Source organism: Streptomyces sp. NPDC006450, assembly GCF_040612195.1.
GTDB lineage: Bacteria > Actinomycetota > Actinomycetes > Streptomycetales > Streptomycetaceae > Streptomyces.
The window spans coordinates 104,791-125,599 of the sequence record NZ_JBEXPT010000001.1 but is presented as its reverse complement, the minus strand read 5'-3'; the positions used below and the strand labels follow the sequence as shown (position 1 = coordinate 125,599).

General features: G+C 69.6%; 17 protein-coding genes and 1 pseudogene. 10 read left to right on the top strand and 8 right to left on the bottom strand.

The window, feature by feature from the left end; translation table 11 throughout:
* Window positions 1-814: 814 nt before the first annotated feature.
* The gene (gene dnaA, locus ABZY57_RS00560) at window positions 815-2,605 is read right to left on the bottom strand and encodes a chromosomal replication initiator protein DnaA (protein WP_356506663.1); all 1,791 of its coding nucleotides are present in this window, start codon (window positions 2,603-2,605) and stop codon (window positions 815-817) included.
* 359 nt (window positions 2,606-2,964) lie between these two features.
* On the opposite strand from dnaA, the gene rpmH reads away from it, so the two are divergent.
* The 9 genes and pseudogenes from rpmH (at window position 2,965) to ABZY57_RS00515 (ending at window position 9,437) form a co-directional block, all read left to right on the top strand.
* Window positions 2,965-3,102, top strand: coding sequence for a 50S ribosomal protein L34 (rpmH, locus tag ABZY57_RS00555; RefSeq protein ID WP_008741645.1), 138 nt, complete (start codon window positions 2,965-2,967; stop codon window positions 3,100-3,102).
* 22 nt (window positions 3,103-3,124) lie between these two features.
* Window positions 3,125-3,499: a ribonuclease P protein component gene (gene rnpA, locus ABZY57_RS00550; protein ID WP_356506661.1), complete on the top strand. Its 375-nt coding sequence runs from the start codon at window positions 3,125-3,127 to the stop codon at window positions 3,497-3,499.
* Window positions 3,496-3,750 (top strand): annotated as a pseudogene (gene yidD / locus ABZY57_RS00545) (membrane protein insertion efficiency factor YidD); the annotation flags it as partial. The gene rnpA and the pseudogene yidD, both read left to right, overlap by 4 nt.
* A gap of 30 nt (window positions 3,751-3,780) precedes the next feature.
* Window positions 3,781-4,887, top strand: coding sequence for a membrane protein insertase YidC (yidC, locus tag ABZY57_RS00540; protein WP_356506659.1), 1,107 nt, complete (start codon window positions 3,781-3,783; stop codon window positions 4,885-4,887).
* 15 nt (window positions 4,888-4,902) lie between these two features.
* A complete protein-coding gene (locus ABZY57_RS00535) occupies window positions 4,903-5,412 on the top strand; it encodes a R3H domain-containing nucleic acid-binding protein (RefSeq protein ID WP_356506658.1) in 510 nt (169 codons plus the stop codon).
* 152 nt (window positions 5,413-5,564) lie between these two features.
* A complete protein-coding gene (rsmG, locus tag ABZY57_RS00530) occupies window positions 5,565-6,275 on the top strand; it encodes a 16S rRNA (guanine(527)-N(7))-methyltransferase RsmG (RefSeq protein WP_356506820.1) in 711 nt (236 codons plus the stop codon).
* A gap of 263 nt (window positions 6,276-6,538) precedes the next feature.
* A complete protein-coding gene (locus tag ABZY57_RS00525) occupies window positions 6,539-7,627 on the top strand; it encodes a ParA family protein (RefSeq protein WP_356506656.1) in 1,089 nt (362 codons plus the stop codon).
* On the top strand, window positions 7,624-8,718 hold the full coding sequence (locus ABZY57_RS00520) for a ParB/RepB/Spo0J family partition protein (RefSeq protein ID WP_356506654.1): 1,095 nt from the start codon (window positions 7,624-7,626) through the stop codon (window positions 8,716-8,718). The genes ABZY57_RS00525 and ABZY57_RS00520 overlap by 4 nt, the downstream gene beginning before the upstream one ends.
* Window positions 8,719-8,819: 101 nt before the next feature.
* Window positions 8,820-9,437 carry a GNAT family N-acetyltransferase gene (locus tag ABZY57_RS00515; protein WP_356506652.1) on the top strand — a complete coding sequence of 206 codons (618 nt, stop codon included), beginning with the start codon at window positions 8,820-8,822 and terminating at the stop codon, window positions 9,435-9,437.
* Window positions 9,438-9,547: 110 nt separating this feature from the next.
* On the opposite strand, the gene trxA is transcribed toward ABZY57_RS00515, so the two are convergent.
* From trxA to ABZY57_RS00480, 7 genes are all read right to left on the bottom strand, one after another.
* Window positions 9,548-9,886: a thioredoxin gene (trxA, locus tag ABZY57_RS00510; protein WP_266906852.1), complete on the bottom strand. Its 339-nt coding sequence runs from the start codon at window positions 9,884-9,886 to the stop codon at window positions 9,548-9,550.
* A 53-nt stretch (window positions 9,887-9,939) separates the two neighbouring features.
* Window positions 9,940-10,899 carry a thioredoxin-disulfide reductase gene (trxB, locus tag ABZY57_RS00505; RefSeq protein ID WP_356506650.1) on the bottom strand — a complete coding sequence of 320 codons (960 nt, stop codon included), beginning with the start codon at window positions 10,897-10,899 and terminating at the stop codon, window positions 9,940-9,942.
* A gap of 124 nt (window positions 10,900-11,023) precedes the next feature.
* Window positions 11,024-11,983 (bottom strand): hypothetical protein, encoded by a 960-nt coding sequence (locus ABZY57_RS00500; protein WP_356506649.1) that lies wholly within the window; start codon window positions 11,981-11,983, stop codon window positions 11,024-11,026.
* Window positions 11,980-12,681 (bottom strand): RNA polymerase sigma factor SigM, encoded by a 702-nt coding sequence (gene sigM, locus ABZY57_RS00495; RefSeq protein ID WP_356506647.1) that lies wholly within the window; start codon window positions 12,679-12,681, stop codon window positions 11,980-11,982. Before sigM ends, ABZY57_RS00500 begins: the two co-directional genes overlap by 4 nt.
* 25 nt (window positions 12,682-12,706) lie before the next feature.
* Window positions 12,707-14,434 (bottom strand): protein kinase family protein, encoded by a 1,728-nt coding sequence (locus ABZY57_RS00490; RefSeq protein WP_356506646.1) that lies wholly within the window; start codon window positions 14,432-14,434, stop codon window positions 12,707-12,709.
* Between the two features lie 117 nt (window positions 14,435-14,551).
* Entirely contained in the window at window positions 14,552-16,729 is a 2,178-nt protein-coding gene (murJ, locus tag ABZY57_RS00485) for a murein biosynthesis integral membrane protein MurJ (RefSeq protein WP_356506644.1), read from the bottom strand.
* A gap of 46 nt (window positions 16,730-16,775) precedes the next feature.
* Window positions 16,776-19,046, bottom strand: coding sequence for a DUF6049 family protein (locus tag ABZY57_RS00480; RefSeq protein ID WP_356506642.1), 2,271 nt, complete (start codon window positions 19,044-19,046; stop codon window positions 16,776-16,778).
* Between the two features lie 187 nt (window positions 19,047-19,233).
* Here ABZY57_RS00480 and ABZY57_RS00475 point away from each other — a divergent pair, with 187 nt between their 5' ends.
* Window positions 19,234-20,700: a CCA tRNA nucleotidyltransferase gene (locus ABZY57_RS00475; RefSeq protein ID WP_356506640.1), complete on the top strand. Its 1,467-nt coding sequence runs from the start codon at window positions 19,234-19,236 to the stop codon at window positions 20,698-20,700.
* The last annotated feature ends 109 nt before the right edge of the window (window positions 20,701-20,809 follow it).

Genomic DNA, 20,809 nt, shown 5'->3' with positions numbered 1-20,809 from the left:
GACCGATGCCGGGGACCAGTCTGACGTACGGCGCCGACAGTCGTTGCTGCCGGCGGTCAAGTCGGGAGCGAGGTGTCGGGGAGGGCGATCCACCGAGTTGTGCACAGGACCCGCTTGAAAACCGAAACCGGGCTAACTCTCTATGGGGGTAGTAGTAGGGCCTGTGGAAACGGTGGATAACAGTGTTTTTGCAGGTCAGCCATCGTTTTTTATCCCCACACCCTGTGGGCGACACCGGTGGACAACCAGGTGTCTCTGTGGAGAACGAAAACTTCTGCACAGGCCATCCCCAGATGACCCCGATTACTCCACAGGTGCGTCCCCAGGTTTTCCCGAGTACTCCACAGCCCAAACGTCGACATCGGTGTGACCGCTTTCACTCGGGGCGGTGAGAGGGGGTTCCCCGTTGCCGAACAGTGGACAACGGTGTGGGGAAGTCGTCTGATCCTGTGCACAGGACCCGGGAAGCTGTGGACCGGCGGTGGACAACGCGGTGGACGGACCTGTGGATGAAAATTTCGTCCACAGCCTGTGGATAGTGGTTGCGCACAATTCCACAGGGGTCTGACCAGCCCTGATGGTGCCTCACACCCGGCCCCTGTGGACAGTCTTGTGGGTGGCACGGCCCGTCCCCAGGGTGTGGACGGAAGAAAGTCGCCCAATCTGTGGATGAGTTGCCCCTGAGGGGGCGTATTCGAACAGGTCAGGGGCGCACGCATGAAGAAGGGCGCCCCCGAAGTAACCCGGGAGCGCCCTCTGAAGGTGTTTGAAGGGGCCTCGGCGGCGCCCGTACGGCACGTGCACAGAGCCGGCGTCAGCCGTTCTTGATGCGGTTGGTGAGCTCGGTCACCTGGTTGTAGATGGAGCGGCGCTCCGCCATCAGGGCGCGGATCTTGCGGTCCGCGTGCATCACGGTGGTGTGGTCGCGGCCGCCGAACTGGGCCCCGATCTTGGGCAGCGAGAGGTCCGTGAGCTCCCGGCACAGGTACATGGCGATCTGCCGCGCGGTGACCAGTACGCGGCTGCGCGAGGAGCCGCACAGGTCGTCCACGGTCAGCCCGAAGTAGTCGGCGGTGGCGGCCATGATGTCCGTGGCCGTGATCTCGGGCGCGCTGTCCTCGCCGCCGGGGATCAGGTTCTTCAGTACGTCCTCGGTCAGACCCAGGTCCACCGGCTGCCGGTTCAGGCTCGCGAAGGCCGTGACCCGGATCAGCGCCCCCTCCAGCTCGCGGATGTTGCGCGAGATGCGGGAGGCGATGAACTCCAGCACCTCCGGCGGGGCGTTGAGCTGCTCCTGGACGGCCTTCTTGCGCAGGATCGCGATACGGGTCTCCAGCTCGGGCGGCTGGACGTCGGTGATCAGACCCCACTCGAAGCGGTTGCGGAGCCGGTCCTCCAGGGTGACGAGCTGCTTGGGCGGCCGGTCGGAGGAGAGCACGATCTGCTTGTTGGCGTTGTGGAGCGTATTGAAGGTGTGGAAGAACTCCTCCTGCGTCGACTCCTTGCTCGCGAGGAACTGGATGTCGTCGACGAGCAGGATGTCCATCTCGCGGTAGCGCTTGCGGAACGCGTCGCCCTTGCCGTCGCGGATCGAGTTGATGAACTCGTTGGTGAACTCCTCGGAGCTCACGTACCGCACCCGGGTGCCGGGGTAGAGGCTCCGCGCGTAGTGCCCGATGGCGTGCAGCAGGTGCGTCTTGCCGAGGCCCGACTCCCCGTAGATGAAGAGGGGGTTGTACGCCTTCGCCGGCGCCTCGGCGACGGCCACCGCGGCGGCGTGCGCGAAGCGGTTGGAGGCGCCGATGACGAAGGTGTCGAAGAGGTACTTGGGGTTCAGCCGGGCGGTCGGCTCCAGCGGGCCGGAGGTGGATCCGCCGGACGGCGCCGAGGGCGCGGGACGGCTGGGTGCCTGCCGCGCGGGCGGCTGGTCGTACTGCTGCTGCTCGTACTGGCGGGAGGAGCGCTGCTGCTGACCCTCGTACTGCTGCTGCTCGTACTTCTGCTGTTCGTAGGAGCCCTGGTCGTAGGAGGAGGGCTCGGACTGCTGCATGTAGCCCGGCTGCGGGGAGGCGTACGGGTCGCGCTCGGGGAAGCCGCCGAGGCGGGGCTGCTGCCAGCCGTAGTCGTCCTGCTGGCCGCCGCGGGGCCAGGCGCCGGGCTCGGAGCGCGGCTGCTGGTAGTCCGGGTAGGCGGGGCGGGCGCTGGGGAGCTGGTCGTCCGCCGGTCCCGTGTGTCCGCCGGGTCCCGTGTGGCCCCCGGGGCGCTGGCCGCCGTACGGTTCGTAGCCGTCGCGGGAGGAAGACGGGGACGGAGCCGGGGGCGAGGGCTCGCCCGCGGAGTCGTCGACGGTGATGGCGATGCGGATGGGGCGGCCGCACTCACGGCTGAGGGCGTCGCTGATGAGCGGGGCGAGCCGGCCCTCGAGGACGCGCTTGCCGTACTCGTTGGGGACGGCGAGCAGCGCGGTGTCCGCCACCAGGGCCAGGGGCTGACAGCGCTCGACCCACTGCTTGTCCTTGGGCTCGATGCTGTTCTGTCCCTCCCCGAGGAGCTTTTCGAGCACCCTTGGCCACACTGCGGCAAGATCGGCAGGTACGTCAGCCACAGAGCACGCTCTCTCAGAGGGGGTCCCACGAATGTGTGGTTCTTTGGGACGGTCGGGACAAAAAATCCGGGGTCAGGCAACGGTAGTCAGGCCAGCGGGTACGGTTCAAGTCGTTGTCCACAGCCTGTGCACAGTGTGGGGCACCGTCGGCTCGGTTTGACCGGATGGCGTAGCCGCGCGTACCGTAACGAGGTCGAGTTGTCGATGGCTGCTGCCGCCTGCCTACCGATGGGCGAAGATCACTGATTGTGATCGTTTTGCGGTGCCACTCGGGCGAACACGCGAGTTTTCTCCTCGTGGGCGCACGGTGACAGCCAGGCGATGTCCCGCCACAACGATTTATTCTCTGGAGCCCCCGAGTGAGCAAGCGCACCTTCCAGCCGAACAACCGCCGTCGTGCCAAGACCCACGGCTTCCGCCTGCGGATGCGTACCCGTGCCGGTCGCGCGATCCTCGCGAACCGTCGTGGCAAGGGCCGCGCCGCCCTCTCCGCGTAACTGACGGGCGGATCGTGACGTCGTGCTGTCTCCCGAAAATCGGCTGAGGCGGCGCGAGGACTTCGCGAGCGCGGTACGTCGAGGTCGTCGGGCTGGTCGCCCGCTCCTCGTCGTCCACCTACGTACAAGCGGTGCAACGGACCCGCACGAGTCGGGGGAGATCGATCCCTCGGCGCGTGCGGGTTTCGTCGTCAGCAAGGCTGTCGGCATCGCCGTCGTACGCAACCGGGTCAAGCGCCGTTTGCGCCATCTCGTCCGCGAGCGGCTGTCTCAGCTGCCCGCAGGTAGCCTGATGGTGGTACGGGCTTTGCCCGGAGCGGGTGATGCCGGTCTCGACGAGCTGGCCCGGGACCTCGATGCCGCATTGCTGCGGCTCTTGGGAGGCGTGGCTCGATGAAGTACCCGCTGCTCGCATTGATCAAGCTGTACCAGTGGACGATCAGTCCGCTGCTCGGGCCGGTGTGCCGCTACTACCCCTCGTGCTCGCACTACGGGTACACGGCCATCGACCGGCATGGTGCGGTGAAGGGGACGGCTCTGACCGCCTGGCGGATCCTGCGGTGCAATCCGTGGTCCCCGGGTGGCGTGGATCACGTCCCACCCCGGAAACGCCCGCGTTGGCACGAGCAGCTGCGCAGTGCGTTGCGTAGATCTCGCAATGCTCAAGGAGCTTGATTAGTGGACACGATTGCCAGTTGGTTCACCTTTATCACCACGCCCGTCTCGTGGATCATCGTTCAGTTCCACAAGCTGTACGGTGCCATGTTCGGCGCGGACAGTGGCTGGGCCTGGGGCCTGTCCATCGTCTCCCTGGTGATCTTGATCCGCATCTGTCTGATCCCGCTCTTCGTGAAGCAGATCAAGGCGACGCGCGGCATGCAGGCGATCCAGCCGAAGATGAAGGCGATCCAGGAGCGCTACAAGAACGACAAGCAGCGCCAGTCCGAAGAGATGATGAAGCTGTACAAGGAGACGGGTACCAACCCGCTCTCCTCGTGCCTTCCCATCCTGGCGCAGTCCCCGTTCTTCTTCGCGCTCTACCACGTGCTCGCCAGCATCGCCAACGGCACGCCGATCGGCCAGATCGACGGCGCGCTGCTGGAGAGCGCCCGTAACGCGCACATCTTCGGCGCCCCGCTGGCGTCCAAGTTCACGGACAGCGCCGACAAGGTCGCCGCTCTGGGCGCCTCGATCACCGACGTGCGGGTGGTCACCGCGGTCATGATCGTGCTGATGTCGCTGTCGCAGTTCTACACGCAGCGCCAGCTGATGCAGAAGAACGTCGACCTCTCGGTCAAGACGCCGTTCATGCAGCAGCAGAAGATGCTGATGTACATCTTCCCCGTGATCTTCGCGGTCATGGGCATCAACTTCCCCGTCGGTGTCCTCGTCTACTGGCTGACCACGAACCTGTGGACCATGGGCCAGCAGATGTTCGTGATCAGCCGGAACCCCACCCCGGGAAGCCTGGCCCAGGACCAGTACCTGACGCGTCTGCTCAAGCAGATCGGTGCGCACGGCCAGCTCAAGGGCCGGGGCAAGAAGAAGATCGTCGCGGCGATCGTGGCCAAGGGCCCGGACCGCAACGACAACGAGCGCAAGTTCATCACCGGTCTGACCAAGCAGGGCCTGGCCGCGCAGGCGGACGGCTCCGTGGCGAAGAGCGTCGAGGCGACCGTCGACGCCGATGCCGCCGGCGGCGGTGCCCCGAAGCGGCAGCAGCCCAAGCGGCAGTCGAAGTCGCAGCGCCAGACGCCCCCCAGCAAGCCCTCTCCCAAGAAGTAAGAAGGAGTCCCTCCCGTGACGGAAGGCACCACCACCGCCGCCGCTGAGAGTGGCGACACCCTGACCCGCCTCGAGCAGGAGGGTGAGATCGCGGCCGACTACCTTGAGGGTCTGCTGGACATCGCCGACCTGGACGGCGACATCGACATGGACGTCGAGGCGGACCGCGCCTCTGTCTCCATCGTCAGCGAATCCGCGCGCGACCTGCAGAAGCTCGTCGGCCGTGACGGCGAGGTGCTGGAGGCTCTGCAGGAGCTGACCCGTCTCGCCGTGCACCGCGAGACCGGGGACCGCAGCCGGCTGATGCTCGACATCGGCGGCTTCCGGGCGAAGAAGCGCGAGGAGCTGACGGCCCTCGGCGCCAAGGCCGCGGAGGACGTGAAGGCGTCCGGCGAGCCCCTGAAGCTGGACCCGATGACCCCCTTCGAGCGGAAGGTCGTCCACGACGCCGTGGCGGCCGCCGGTCTGCGGAGCGAGTCCGAGGGCGAGGAGCCGCAGCGCTTCGTCGTCGTGCTTCCGGCCTGACCGGAAGCCTGAGTGTCCGGCCCCGTCTGTATCGCAGGCGGGGCCGATGTTTGTCAGCCTGGCAGTGACGACGTGGCCCGCGGGACGGCACGGCCACAACCATGCGGTACGGAAGGACGGTCCCCGTGACGGAGGCAGCTGAGCTTCCCCCGATGCCCGAAGAGGCACCCCAGGCACCTGAAGAGGCGCGTGCGGTGTTCGGTGAGCATTTCCCGGAAGCTGTGCGCTACGCGGAGCTGCTGGCGGACGCGGGTGTCAAGCGGGGCCTGATCGGGCCGCGCGAGGTGCCGCGACTCTGGGAGAGGCACCTGCTGAACTGCGCCGTGCTCTCGGAGGTGGTGCCCGAGGGCGTCACCGTGTGCGACGTGGGTTCGGGCGCCGGCCTCCCCGGCATTCCGCTGGCCCTGGTGCGCAGGGACCTGAAGATCACGCTGTTGGAGCCGCTGCTGCGCCGCACGAACTTCCTCCAGGAAGTCGTGGAGCTGCTGGGCCTCGACCATGTGACGGTCGTGCGCGGGCGGGCCGAGGAAGTTCTCGGCAAGCTCCAGCCGGTGCACGTGGTGACCGCGCGTGCGGTGGCTCCGCTGGACCGGCTCGCCGGATGGGGTGTGCCCCTGCTGCGCCCGTACGGCGAGATGCTGGCGCTGAAGGGCGACACCGCCGAGGAGGAGCTGGTGGCGGCGAAGGCCGCGCTGACCAAGCTCGGTGTGGTGAAGACCTCGGTGCTGCACGTCGGCGAGGGGGTCGTGGACCCGCTCTCCACCGTGGTGCGGGTCGAGGTCGGGGAAAGCCCCGGCGGTGTGCGGTTCGCGGCGAAGCGGGCCAAGGCCGCCCGCGTGAGCCGTACGCGCCGGCGCCGCTGATCCCCTGCGGGGCCGTGTTCGAGGCGTATTGCAGGGGTGTTGAGCCCTATAGGTATGGATTTCGGAGTGTCGTAGCGGCCGGGTGACTCCGTCCGGGCATCGTGTTTCACGTGAAACGTCGCTCTCTGCTGCACGGAATCATCAGCCGCGGTCGTGCGGCCACGTCCCCCCGTCCCCGCAAGGGCGAAGGGGGGACGGAGTTGTCCACATCGGTGGATTCATCCACAGGAGTACGGGCCCCGCTGGTTCGCAGCCCCGGTGACATGGCAGGCTCTGTTCATCGCGAGCCTGATGCCGAGGAGAGTGACACCGTGCGGTCAGACGCCAACCTTGCGGGGCCGATGGCCGATCCGGTCCCCGGTCCCCGCTCTGAATTCCCGGGCGACGATGTTTCACGTGAAACATCGGCCCCCCTGGTGGACAACGAAGACACGCCCATCGGCCGTGCCGCCCAGATCGCGGTCGAGGCCCTCGGACGTGCGGGTGAGGGCCTGCCCAGGCCCCCGAAGACCCGGATCATGGTGGTGGCCAACCAGAAGGGCGGCGTGGGCAAGACCACGTCGACCGTGAACCTGGCCGCATCCCTGGCCCTGCACGGTGCACGGGTCCTGGTGGTCGACCTCGACCCGCAGGGCAATGCCTCGACGGCGCTGGGCATCGACCACCACGCGGACGTGCCGTCCATCTACGACGTGCTTGTGGACAGCCGCCCGCTGATGGAGGTCGTCCAGCCGGTGGCCGACGTGGAAGGGCTCTTCTGCGCGCCGGCCACGATCGACCTGGCGGGTGCCGAGATCGAGCTGGTGTCTCTCGTGGCACGGGAGAGCCGTCTCCAGCGGGCCATCCAGGCGTACGAGCAGCCGCTCGACTACATCCTGATCGACTGCCCGCCCTCGCTGGGCCTGCTGACGGTCAACGCCCTGGTCGCGGGTGCGGAAGTACTGATCCCGATCCAGTGCGAGTACTACGCGCTGGAGGGGCTCGGTCAGCTGCTGCGCAATGTGGACCTGGTGCGGGCGCACCTGAACCCGACGCTGCACGTGTCCACGATCCTGCTGACCATGTACGACGGCAGGACCCGGCTGGCCTCGCAGGTGGCGGAGGAGGTGCGCACCCACTTCGGCAAGGAGGTGCTGCGCACGAGCATCCCGCGGTCGGTCCGCATCTCCGAGGCTCCGAGCTACGGGCAGACGGTGCTGACCTATGACCCGGGTTCCAGCGGTTCCCTCTCCTACCTGGAGGCGGCGCGGGAGATCGCGCTGCGCGGGGCCGGATTCCAGTACGACCCCCAGCACCCCCATCAGGGTGCGGGCATGAACAACACGCAGAGCATGGCGGAGGGGATCCAGTGAGTGAGCGACGTAGGGGTCTGGGGCGGGGGCTCGGCGCGCTGATTCCCGCGGCTCCCCAGGAGAAGGTGCCGCCGGTGATCGGTGCCGGTTCGACGTCCCCGTCGGCGGTGCCGGTACTGCCCTCGGAGCGGGGTGTCGCGGCGGCGAAGCTGGCTTCGCTGGCGCAGGCCGATGTTTCACGTGAAACATCGGCGGTGGCCGCGTCCGTGAGCGAGCCGGCGCCGGTCGCGGCTCCGGTGGCCGCTGAAGTGGCGGGGGCTACGTTCGCGGAGCTCCCGATGGACTCGATCACGCCGAATCCGCGGCAGCCGCGTGAGGTGTTCGACGAAGACGCGCTGGCCGAGCTGGTGACCTCCATTCAGGAGGTTGGCCTGCTCCAGCCGGTGGTGGTGCGCCAGTCCGGCCCGGGCCGCTATGAGCTGATCATGGGCGAGCGGCGCTGGCGGGCGTGCCGGGAGGCCGGCCTGGACCGGATTCCGGCGATCATCCGGGCCACGGACGACGAGAAGCTGCTGCTGGACGCGCTCCTGGAGAACCTGCACCGGGCGCAGCTGAACCCCTTGGAGGAGGCGGCCGCGTACGACCAGCTGCTCCAGGACTTCAACTGCACGCACGACCAGCTGGCGGACCGGATCGGGCGTTCCCGTCCGCAGGTCTCGAACACGCTGCGCCTGCTGAAGCTCTCGCCGCCCGTGCAGCGGCGGGTTGCGGCGGGTGTGCTCTCGGCGGGGCACGCGCGGGCCCTGCTGTCGGTGGACAACTCCGAGGAGCAGGACCGGCTGGCGCACCGGATCGTGGCCGAGGGCCTCTCGGTGCGTGCGGTCGAGGAGATCGTGGCGCTGATGGGGTCGGAGTCGCCGAGTTCGGTGAAGCCGAAGGGTCCGCGGGCGGGTGCCAGGGTCGCTCCGGCGCTCAGTGAGCTGGCGACGCGGTTGTCGGACCGCTTCGAGACGCGGGTGAAGGTGGATCTCGGCCAGAAGAAGGGCAAGATCACCGTCGAGTTCGCGTCGATGGAGGATCTGGAGCGGATCCTGGGGACCCTGGCGCCGGGCGAGGGCCGGGTGCTGGACCAGGGCGACGGCGGGGAGTAACCCACAGCCCGGGGGCGGGTCGTGCCGGTGTGCGCCGGTGCGGCCCGCCCCTTTGCCTTGTTGCGGTTTCGGGTGATTCGAGCTGTGGATAGCATGCGGTCATGGGTCGTCGGCTGGTACCTCTCACGCTGGACAACCTCCAAGACCTGCCCCGGCGTTGCCGGTCCTGTGTCTTCTGGGAGCTGGACCCCGTCAGCGGTGAGGCGGCCGTGAAGGCGGGGAACCCTGCTGAGGAGAAGGAGGCGTGGATCTCCGCGGTCCTCCTGGAGTGGGGCTCGTGCGGCCGGGTGGTCTACGTGGACGAGGTTCCCGTGGGATTCGTTCTGTACGCGCCGCCCGCGTACGTGCCGCGGGCGACGGCGTTCCCGACCAGTCCGGTGTCGCCGGACGCCGTTCAGCTCATCACCTCGTGGATCAGTCCTGGGTACCAGGGCCAGGGGCTGGGGCGGGTGATGGTCCAGACGGTGGCGAAGGACTTGCTGCGCAGGGGGTTCCGGGCGATCGAGGCGTTCGGCGATGCCCGTTGGGAGGGTCCGGCCTGTCTGCTGCCGGCGGACCATCTGCTGGCGGTGGGCTTCAAGACGGTACGTCCGCATCCGACGCGTCCCCGGCTGCGGCTGGAGCTGCGCTCCACGCTGTCGTGGAAGGAAGACGTGGAACTGGCCCTGGACCGGTTGCTGGGCGCGGCCCGGAAGGAACCGGCGCTGCGTCCGCTGTGAGGCGGGAGCGGTCTGCTCCCGGTCCCTCCTCCTGACATGCGAACGGGGCCGCCCCCGGCAGGGGCGGCCCCGTTGTCACGCGATCGCGTCCGGCCTCGGACGCGGGTGCGTCAGGCCTTGATCGTGACGAAGCCGTCGAGGTCGCGCAGGATGGCGGCCTTCGGCTTGGCGCCGACGATGGTCTTGACGACCTCGCCGCCCTGGTAGACGTTCAGGGTCGGGATGGACATGACGCCGTACTTGGCCGCCGTCTCCGGGTTCTCGTCGATGTTGAGCTTGACGATCTCGATCTCGTCGCCGTACTCGGAGGCGATGGCCTCGAGGGACGGAGCGATCTGGCGGCACGGACCGCACCAGGCGGCCCAGAAGTCCACCAGGACGGGCTTGTCGCTCTTGAGGACGTCGTCATCGAAGCTTGCGTCGGTGACGGTCTTGAGGGTGCCGGCCACAGCGGCCTCCTTCTTTTCCTGCGGGGAGTGGGGTGTGGTGCTGCTTGAGGGTGTCAGACCGCCGCGTGCGCCTTCTCGGCGTCCGCGAGGGCGGCGAGGAAGCGCTCGGCGTCGAGGGCCGCGGAGCAACCCGTGCCCGCAGCGGTGATGGCCTGACGGTAGGTGTGGTCGACTACGTCGCCCGCGCCGAACACACCGGTGAGGCTGGTGCGGGTGGAGGGGGCGTCGACCTTGAGGTAGCCCTCCGCGTCGAGGTCGAGCTGGTCCTTGAACAGCTCGGTGCGCGGGTCGTGGCCGACGGCGATGAAGAGGCCGGTCACGGGCAGTTCGGAGGTCTCACCGGTCTTGGTGTTGCGCAGGGTGAGGCCGGTGAGCTTCTGCTCGCCGTGGATCTGCGCGACCTCGCTGTCCCAGGCGAACTTGATCTTCGGGTCGGCGAAGGCGCGGTCCTGCATGGCCTTGGAGGCGCGCAGGGAGTCGCGGCGGTGGACGATCGTGACGGACTTGGCGAACCGGGAGAGGAAGGTGGCCTCCTCGATCGCGGTGTCACCGCCGCCGACCACGGCGATGTCGTGGTCCTTGAAGAAGAAGCCGTCGCAGGTCGCGCACCAGGAGACGCCGCGGCCGGAGAGGGCGTCCTCGTTGGGCAGGCCGAGCTTGCGGTGCTGGGAACCGGTGGTCACGATCACGGCCTTGGCGCGGTGCACGGTGCCGGCGGTGTCGGTGACGGTCTTGATCTCACCGGTGAGGTCCACGGCGACGACGTCGTCCGGAATCAGCTCGGCGCCGAAGCGCTCGGCCTGGCCACGCATGTTGTCCATGAGGTCCGGCCCCATGATGCCGTCCTGGAAGCCGGGGAAGTTCTCGACCTCGGTGGTGTTCATCAGCGCGCCACCGGCGGTGACGGCACCTTCGAAGACCAGGGGCTTGAGCGAAGCGCGTGCGGTGTACAGGGCGGCGGTGTAACCGGCCGGCCCGGAGCCGATGATGATCACGTTTCGTACGTCGCTCACGGGTTGATTCCTCGTCTCTGCGGACTGCCTGCTGCCTACCGGGGGCCGGTGTGGACTCTCACCCCACCCAACGGATCCTACGGCGCCTGCATTCCCGAGATTTCCCCCCGAGCTTCCCGGCTTCTCAGCTCCTCGGGTAGGTGCGGGTGAGGAGGGGCTTTCCGGGGACGGCCGAGGGGTCGGTGACGCACGCGGAGCCGATGAGATAGGCGTCCACGACGGCGGGGTCGCCGGGGTGGGGCAGGACGATGAGGAAGACGTCCCGGCCCTCGTAGGTGCCGGGCTCGAAGCCCAGGGGGGTCTCGGTGCGGCCGGTGGCTTCCTGTACGCAGGCGGGTGCCCGGGGGGCTTCGCCATCGGCCGGGGCGAGGCTCGGTGCGGCCGGAGGGCTGTTCTCCACTCCGAAGGTGTTGTTCTCCCCCGGCGCCCTCTCCCCCACCGCCTTGTCCCCCGGGCCGCCGGACGCGAGGAGCTCGCGCACGGTGCCGGGGAGCCCCTGGGCGGTGTACTCGGGCGCGCCGGACCGGGTGTCGGAGGTCTTGCTCCGCGCGGACATGTCCTGCGCGGGATGGTCACCGGACAGGAGGCCGGCCACGAGGACCCCGGCGGCGCACGCCGCGAGCAGTCCGCCCGCGAGGGCGATCCGGCGGCGTCCGCGACGCCGTCCGGGGCCGGTTGGGCCGGCCGGGTGACCGGAGGGTCGCAGGGCGCCGGTTTCACCGAGCGGTGCGGGGGGCGTTTCACGTGAAACATCGGCACCGGCGACCCCGGAGGCCGCCCGGTCCGGGTGGTCGGGTTCGGACTCCGCGTGCGGGGTGGTGGCGTCGAGGAGTGCTTCGGCGGCGAGGGCCGCGTCGATCCGGCCGGAGATGTCGACGGGCATCCGGGCGGGTCCGGGCAGAGTGCCGAGCAGGGCCCGGATCTCCTCCAGGGAGGCACGGACGTCCGCGCACAGGGGGCAGTCGCCGAGATGGCTGCGGACCTCCGCCGTGCGGGACGGGGAGAGGAGGCCTTCCGCCAGCTCGGAGATCTCCGAGACGTCGGGGTGCCCGATCGTGCCGGTCGCGCCGGTTGTGGGGTTCACGCTCGTCCACCTCCGCCCTTCACTGCGTTGGGATCCGGGGCCGGATCCCCGCGCTCTGCCGCCGGTGGGACGGTTGTCCCCGGTGTCCGGTTCCTTCCCCGCTCGGTGTCGGTGTTATCCCCGGTATGCGTGCGCAGATGAGTGAGGAGCGGGACGAGTTTCGCCCTGCCGCGTGCGCACCGGCTCTTCACGGTGCCGACGGGGACGTCGAGCACGCGGGCGGCCTCGGCGACGGGGTAGCCCTGCATGTCGACGAGGACCAGAGCGGCCCGCTGATCTGCCGGGAGGGTGCTCAGGGCCGCCAGCAGCTGCCGGTGGAGGTCCTGGCGCTCCGCGGGCGCCTCGGCGGACTCGTGGGGCTCCAGAAGGCGCTCCAGGCGGTCCGTGTCGTCGAGGGGGGAGGTCCTGCGGGAGGCGGCCTTGCGGGCCCGGTCCAGACAGGCGTTCACCGTGATCCGGTGCAGCCAGGTCGTGACGGCGGATTCGCCGCGGAAGGTGTGTGCGGCCCGGTAGGCGGAGACGAGGGCGTCCTGCACGGCGTCGGCGGCCTCCTCCCGGTCGCCGAGGGTGCGCAGGGCCACGGCCCACAGCCGGTCGCGGTGCCGGCGTACGAGCTCGCCGAAGGCGTCCGGGTCACCGGCGGCGTGCAGCGACAGGAGTTCCTGGTCGCTGCGGCCGCCGGGTGTGGCTTCGTCCAACGCTGGGCCCCTCCCCTGCCGTCCGTCAGCCCGTGAACTTCACGTCCGTGATGGCTTGCTTGAACCCCGCTCCGCTGTACGTGTCGGTGCCCGCCTGCGGCATCGCAGTGATCCAGACGACGACGTAGCGCGTGGTGACCGGTGTGTCGGTGGTCGCCTTGAGCGTGCTGTCCGAGGTGGTGCCGGTCGCGATCTTCTTCATGGAGCCGACCGGGGTCGACGAGGACATGGAGTCGGCCGCGTAGAGCGTGACGGTCGTGTGGTTGCCGGCGTACTTCAGCGCTATCGAAGCGCCGTTGACCGCTTGTTCGGAGCCGAGATCGTAGACGATGCCGACTCCGGCCTTGAAGTCCGCCTTCATCTCCGGGCCGTCGCGGTAGCTCTTGGTGCGCCAGTAGGTGGTGGCGTCGCCGTCGTGGGTGTTCCCCACGTTGTTGGCGTCCTGGGCCAGGCCGTCGGGGTAGTACTCCTGGGCACCCTTGATGGAGAGGAGCGTGGGCTCCTTCTTCTCCGGGACGTCGGCGGCCTTCTCGTGCGTGGTCTCGCTGCCGCTGGTGCTGCCCTGGTTGTTCCGGTTGAGCAGGGTGTCGGCGAGCTGCCAGCTGCCCAGTCCGAGGGCGGCGATCAGCAGGGCCGCGACGCCCCACTTGAGGACGCGGCCGGTACGGCTCTGCAGGGGCGGCGGCGGAGGAACGACGCCGAGTACCTGCGCGGTGGGCATGCCGGGGCCCTGGGGCCTGCCGTAGCTGCCCTGCTGGTAGGTGGTGTGCTGGTACTCCGGAGGCGCTGTGAACGTGGGCTCCGGCGGCCGGATGCGGGGCATCGCGGCCACGGCCTTGGAGAGCTCCTCCGGGGTGGTGCAGGCGGGTTCCTGCCGCGAGGCGGTGGCCCCGTCGTTGGCGAGGGCGCGCATGGCCAGCTCGCCCAGACCGCGGTGCACGCCGGCGCGGACCTGGTCGGGGGCGATCAGGCCGACGCCCTTGGGCAGGCCGGTGAGGCCGTAGGCGTCGTTCTCGTACGGCCAGCGCTGGGTCAGCGAGGCGTACAGGAGGGCGCCGATGGCCTCGGTGTCCGAACGCTGCGGGGTCTCGCTGGTGATGCCGCGCAGGGCGGCGTTCACGGCGAGGCCGCGGATGCGGTACTGGCCCGTGGAGGTGCGCAGTATCGCGCTGGGGGTCAGCCGCAGGTGAGCCAGGCCCTCGCGGTGCGCGGCGGCCATGGCCTGGGAGACCTGGCTGACGAGCTGATAGGCCTCGTGCGGTTCCATGGGGCCCGCGGCGAGGACCGCGGTGAGCTCCGTGGCGTCGGGGAGCCACTCGTGGACGACGTAGACGAGGTCGTTCTCCTCCACGGCGTCGAGGACCTGGACGAACCGGGGGTCGCCGAGCAGCGCGGAGGAGCGGGCGGCCGCCAGGACGGCACGGGCCCGCGCGTGGTCGGCGGGCAGCAGGTGGACGCCCACGGCCCGGCGCAGCTTCTCGTCCATTGCACGCCAGCTGCTGAATCCGTCCAGACGGGTGACGCACTCTTCGAGCCGGTAGCGTCTGGCCAGTTTGTGACCGCTGTGCAGTTCGGGCGCGGCAGCGGGTGCCGGGTTCCTGCGATCGCCGTCCTTCTCGGGCATGGTTCCGTCCGCGGCTTGTCCGTTCTGGATGTCCACCCCGTCGGCCGTGGCCTGGGCCGTCTCCGCGGCCAGCGGCTCGTCGCCGCCGTTGTCGGCCACGTCGACGGCAGCCGTGCTACGTTCCGCCACCGTCGTCCCCGCCTCCCCATCCGTTGCGCACTGTCGGCCAGTCTGCGAAGCCATGCCAATTGTGCCCACAGTCCACCGCTCTGCACGACACGCCAGGGAGCGGGATGGTTGTACGCATCAGCGCCCCAGGCGTCCGCGGACCATCCCGACCATGGCGTTGAGTTCTTCGATGCGCATCCGCTTGGCGGCGACGAGGAACACCGCCGCCAGGGAGATGCCGCCGGCCACCAGGGCCGTGAGGGAACCGAGTGCTCCGCTGCCGATGAAGTGCAGGACGGCGTAGGCCACGGCGCCGGCCACGGCGGCCGCGGGGACGCACGCGCCGATGAGCCGGGTGTAGGTGCGCATCACGTGTGCCCCGTCGAGGTCGCCGCCGAGGCGGGCGCGCAGTCGGCGCCAGGCGACACCGACGCCCACGGCGTAGCCGAGGCCGTAGGCGGCGGCCATGCCCACGACGGCCCAGCGGGCGGGGAGCACGAAGAAGGCGACCGCGGACATGCCCGCGTTGACGGCGGCCACGATGACCGTGTTGTAGAAGGGCGTCCGGGTGTCCTCGTAGGCGTAGAAGCCGCGCAGGACCACGTACTGGACGGAGTACGGGATCAGTCCGAGGCCGAAGGCCATCAGGATGAAACCGATGTTCTGGGCGCTGCCCGTGCCGGACCCGGCGTAGAGCAGACCGGCCATGGGGACGCCCAGGGCGAGGAACGCGAAGGCGCAGGGCACGATCGCGACGGCCGAGGTGCGCAGTCCGTAGGAGATGTCGTCGCGGACGGCGGCGGCGTCGCCGTCGTGGGCGGACCGGGAGATGCGCGGCAGCACGGCGGTCATGACGGAGACGGTGATGATGGCCTGCGGCATCTGCCAGAGCAGCAGGGCGTAGTTGTAGCCGGTGATGCCGGTACCGCCGTGGCCCTGCTTGTCGGCCACTTCGCCCGCCCAGGTGGCGAGCTGGGTGACGACGATCAGGCCGAGCTGGTTGGCGAGGACGAAGAAGAACGTCCACTTGGCCAGGCCGGCGGCCTTGCCGAGGCCGTGGCCCTTCCAGTCGAACCGCAGGCGCGGCTTGAAGCCGGCGTCGCGCAGGTAGGGAAGCATCGCCAGGGACTGGACGACGAGGCCGAGCAGGGTGCCCAGGCCCAGCAGCCGGACGCCCTCGGGAGTGATGCCGGCTTCGGTGACGCCCGTGGTGGTGAAGCCGCCGAAGGCCCAGATGAAGGCGCCGAAGGTGGCGATGACGACGACGTTGTTGAGGACCGGGGTCCACATCATCGCGCCGAACCGGCCGCGGGCGTTGAGGATCTGACCGAGGACCACGTGCACGCCCATGAAGAACATGGTGGGCAGGCAGTAGTGGGCGAAGGCGACGGCGACGTCCAGCCGCGCCGGGTCGTCGGCGATCTTCTGCGACATCATGCCGATGAACAGCGGGGCCGCGAGCACACAGACCACGGTGACGGCGCCCAGCAGGACCATGACGAGGGTGAGCAGCCGGTTGGCGTACGCCTCTCCCCCGTCCTCGTCGTTCTTCATCGCGCGCACCAACTGCGGGATGAAGACGGCGTTGAGGGCACCGCCGCCGACCAGGACGTAGATCATCGTCGGCAGGGTGTTGGCGACCTGGTAGCTGTCGTTGAGGGTGGCGACGCCGATCGCCCCGGCGATCACCAGGGTCCGCAGGAAGCCGGTGATGCGGGAGACGATCGTGCCGGCGGCCATTAGGGCGCTGGACTTGAGCAGACTGGAGGCGCGGCCGGCGGGCTTGGCCGGTGCCGGGGCGGCTACGGGCGCGTCCTCGGCGGGGGTGCGGGGCGCCGCGTCCTGGTCCCGGTAGAGGTGGGCGAAGGCGTCCGGACGGGGGGCCTCGTCGGCGGCCTTGGTCACGAGGGAGTCCACGCCGACGAACTGCGTGGTCGTTGCGTGGTCGCCGTAGGGCAGGTGCCGCGACGGGCCGTCCGGCTCGGGCGGCGGGGTCTGGGCCCATACCCGCGGGTCCGGGGCGTACGCGGGAGCCGGCGGGGCCGCGTAGAGCGGACCGGGCTCCTGGAAGGTGCCGGGCGGAGGCGGGGGGTGCGAGGCGCGGTCGTACAGGACCTCGGCCACCGGGTCCTGGGCGGAGAGGTCCTGCGCCCGGTACGGGTCGTAGGCGTAGGCGTCCTGGACATAGGGGTCGTGGTCCGGCGCTGGCGCGGGCGCGGGAACCTGCCCCGGCACCGGGGTGCCGGGGGCAGTGCCCTGGGAGGGCGCGGGCCCACCAGTGCCCTGCGCGCGGTCACCTTCGTACGGCGCGTTCATCGAAACCCCACCTCATCGTCCCCAGGCCGACCGGCCACGGCATCGCTCAACGGTCCACTGTCTCACCCGTGCCGGACGGGTCCGCGCTTTGCGGTCCGGTGTCCGGGGACTCGTCACTCTGCTGCGTGCTCTCCTCGGCGGCGGCGCGTGCCGCGACACGCTTGCGGCTGGCGTACATCTTGATGCCGGCCAGCACGAGGAGGAGGACACCGCCCGCGATGACGAGCATGACGGTCGGGGTCACCTCGGTGGCTTCGACGGTGAACTTGCGGGCCTTGCCGTAGGGCACGCCGTCGGTGGTGAAGAGCTGGGCCGTCACCTCGACGGGGCCGCTCGCGGTGGCGTTGGCGGGGAACTTCACGGTCTGGCTGTGCCCGCCCTGGATCGCGACTTCCTGCTGGGACTCACCGCTGTCGCCGAACATCAGGCGGGTCGGGTTGGCGGACCGCACCCGCAGGACCAGGTTGTGGGTGTCCTGGACGAGGCTGTTCTGGACGCTGACGGGGATGGTCGCGCTGTGTCCGGAGAGCGTCGCGTCGGACTTGGGGATGATCTTGACCTTCTCGGTCAGCCGGATCAGGTACCGCTGCACCTGGTCCCGGTAGTCCCACGCCGCATCGGGGCGGCCGCGCCACGAGGTGGACATCTCCCGGTTGGTGGTGTTGCCGAAGGGGATCTCCACGCGATCGGGCGCGGTCAGGATCACCTTGAAGTGGTCGAGGGTGGTCTCGGTGGTACGGATCTTCTCGAAGGCGGAAACCGGCAGTTCCTGCTTGCTCAGCGCCTCGGGGTACTGGCCGGCACCCGGAACCTGCCTCGCGGCGCGGGGGTCGGGAGTGGCGGTGGCCGCCGCCTCCAGGTCCACGGCCTGGCTCCAGCGGCCCGCCTGCAGAGCCCGTATGGCGGCGGCCATCGTCTGTACCTGGCTGGAGCTGGGCATCCGCTGCGGGGCGACGACGAAGCTGCGCTGGTTGTCGGTGTCCTGGAGGTTCAGGGCGAGGGTCTGGGCGAGGAACTGCTGTACGGCGAGGGTGGACGTCCCGGCGCGGAGCATGTCGCCCTGGAAGGCGGTGGAGAGCTCGGCGTCGGCGACGACCGCGGTGGTGCCCGCGCCGATGGGGCGGGCGGCCGACGGGGTGTAGCCGAGGGCGCCGGTCTCCTGGAGGCTGTCGCTGCGGGTGAGGACGTTGTGGGCGCCCGCCGAGGTCGCGACGTTGACGATCGAGGGGTCGATCGCCCCTTCCACGGGCCAGGAGAAGTCGGTGCTCGCGGGGACGTGCAGGACCGTCTCGACGGCCTGCTTCGCCTTGTCGGTGGCCGGCCGCAGCTGTCCCAGGGTGCCGGAGACGTCCTTGCCGTGGTGGGCGAGCGAGGCGATGTCCGGATCGGCGAAGGGCAGGGCGACGACCTTCTTGCCCTGGACGGCGCCTTCCAGCAGGCTCAGCCACTGCTCGGCGATGGCCTTGTTCTTGCCCTGGACGGTCCGGCCGTCGGGGGTGCGGACCCGGTAGCCCTTGGTCATGGCATCGACGGTGTAGAGCAGATCCGGGTCGATGACCCAGGTGATGGGAAGGTCCTTGCCGAGGGTGACCATCTGTTCCAGGCGGCCGCCCGGCTTCAGCTCGTCGGCGAGGCTGTCGTCGAGGAAGACGGGGGTCTGCAGCTCGTCCGAGCCGGTCTCCGAGGTCAAGTGCGTGGTGGAGATCAACGGCCACACGTACGCGAGCTGGGACCGCTTGGCGGCGGCTTCCGGCTGCCAGGGCAGGAAGGTCCGCTTGATGCCGAGGACCCGCTCGTACTGGCGGCTCTCGGTCTCCCCGGACAGGGAGACGCCGAGCTGGTAGACGCCGTCCTCGTCCAGGTCCAGCTTGTTCACCGGAACCTTGAGGGTGAACGGCTGGCTGACCTTCGAGGGCAGCGAATCGATCTTCACGGCGAACTCGGGGCCGACCTCCGCCGGGTCGGTTCCCGCACGGAAGCCGCCCCGGTCCGCGGCCTCGTCGATGGAGCTGCGGTCCCCCAGCGCCGGCCCGACCCGCAGACCCACGTGCGCGTCGGTGATCTTCTCGGAACCGTTGTTGATCACGGTTCCCGAGATGGTGAGGGTGTCGCCCTTGACCGGGGCGCTCGGTGCCAGGGCGTCGAGCTGGACGTCGACGGCGGCGGCCGCCGTGTCGGCGGCCTGGGCTTCGGGGGCGTGCGAGTAGACCAGGCCGGCGAGTACCGGGGTCCCGGCGAGCAGGACGACCGCGCGCCGCAGCCAGCGCCGCCGGGCAGGAGCGAGCGGCGCCCCCTGGATGTCTGCCGCATCGGCCAACGCGCTCGCCCGTCCCTCGAAGTGTCAGTGGTCGTCGTTTGTGCGTCCACGCATGGTAACGAGGCCCGCTGTGCGCGAGTGCCGCGCCTTGCTCCACATGATCGGGTCCGCCCCGGTGGGGCCGTGGGCCGGGGTGGCCGCAAAACACGGGAGTTCCCGGCGGGCCGGGCACGTACCCTTTTCTGTTGTGCCGAACGCCAACGAAGACAACCCCAGTGTCCTGAATCACGGGCAGGCCCGCGCAGTGAGCGAACTGCTGCGGATCGCCCCTGTCGCCGACGAGCTCGGCCGCCGTTTCCAGGAGGCGGGTTTCCGCCTCGCCCTGGTCGGCGGGTCCGTCCGCGACGCGCTGCTCGGGCGCCTCGGCAACGACCTCGACTTCACCACCGACGCCCGTCCCGAGGACGTTCTCAAGATCGTCAGGCCGTGGGCCGACTCGGTCTGGGACGTCGGCATCGCCTTCGGCACGGTCGGTGCGCAGAAGGAAGCCCGTGTCGGAGACGCTGACCGAAGCTTCCAGATCGAGGTGACCACGTACCGCTCGGAGTCCTACGACCGGACCTCGCGCAAGCCCGAGGTGTCCTACGGCGACTCCATCGAGGAAGACCTCGTCCGCCGGGACTTCACGGTGAACGCGATGGCCGTCGCGCTCCCCGAGAAGGAGTTCGTGGACCCGCACGGCGGTCTGGAGGACCTCCGGGCGGGTGTGCTGCGCACCCCGGGCACCGCCGAGGACTCCTTCTCCGACGACCCGCTGAGGATGCTGAGGGCCGCGCGGTTCGCCGCCCAGCTCGACTTCGAGGTCGCCCCGGACGTGGTGACGGCCATGACGGAGATGTCCGGCCGCATCGAGATCGTCTCGGCCGAGCGGGTCCAGGGCGAGCTGAACAAGCTGCTGCTGTCCGCGCACCCGCGCAAGGGCCTGGGTCTCCTCGTGGACACGGGGCTGGCCGAGCACGTGCTGCCGGAGCTGCCGGCGCTGCGTCTGGAGAGTGACGAGCACCACCGGCACAAGGACGTCTACGACCACTCGCTGATCGTGCTGGAGCAGGCGATCGCACTGGAGGAGGACGGCCCGGACCTGGTGCTGCGGCTCGCGGCGCTGCTGCACGACATCGGCAAGCCCCGGACCCGCCGGTTCGAGAGCGATGGACGGGTCTCCTTCCACCACCACGAGATGGTGGGCGCGAAGATGACCAAGAAGCGCATGACCGCGCTCAAGTACTCCAACGACATGGTCAAGGACGTGTCCCGGCTGGTGGAGCTGCACCTGCGCTTCCACGGCTACGGAGACGGGGAGTGGACCGACTCGGCCGTGCGGCGCTATGTCCGCGACGCCGGTCCGCTGCTGGACCGTCTGCACAAGCTGACCCGCTCCGACTGCACCACGCGCAACAAGCGCAAGGCGAACGCGCTCTCCCGGACCTACGACGGGCTGGAGGAACGCATCGCCCAGCTGCAGGAGAAGGAGGAGCTGGACGCGATCCGGCCCGACCTCGACGGCAACGAGATCATGCGGGTCCTCGACGTGGGTCCCGGACCCGTGATCGGCAAGGCCTACGCGTTCCTGCTGGAGCTGCGGCTGGAGAACGGTCCCATGGAGCACGACGCGGCGGTCACCGCCCTCAAGGAGTGGTGGGCCGCACAGGGCTGAGGCCCTGGGAGCCCGAGCGGGGCCTTGTTTGTGCGGTAACAAACGGCGGGGCGGGGGGGTGTGGGGGGGTGTGGGGGCTGGTGTTGGTGGTAAAAACTCGCGGCGCGCT

Bases quoted from the DNA above. Each gene is read 5' to 3' on its own strand.
- rsmG (WP_356506820.1), top strand. From the start codon at position 5,565: ATGCCCGAAGAGGCACCCCAGGCACCTGAAGAGGCGCGTGCGGTGTTC.
- ABZY57_RS00525 (WP_356506656.1), top strand. From the start codon at position 6,539: ATGGCAGGCTCTGTTCATCGCGAGCCTGATGCCGAGGAGAGTGACACC.
- ABZY57_RS00515 (WP_356506652.1), top strand. From the start codon at position 8,820: ATGGGTCGTCGGCTGGTACCTCTCACGCTGGACAACCTCCAAGACCTG.
- murJ (WP_356506644.1), bottom strand. From the start codon at position 16,729: ATGAACGCGCCGTACGAAGGTGACCGCGCGCAGGGCACTGGTGGGCCC.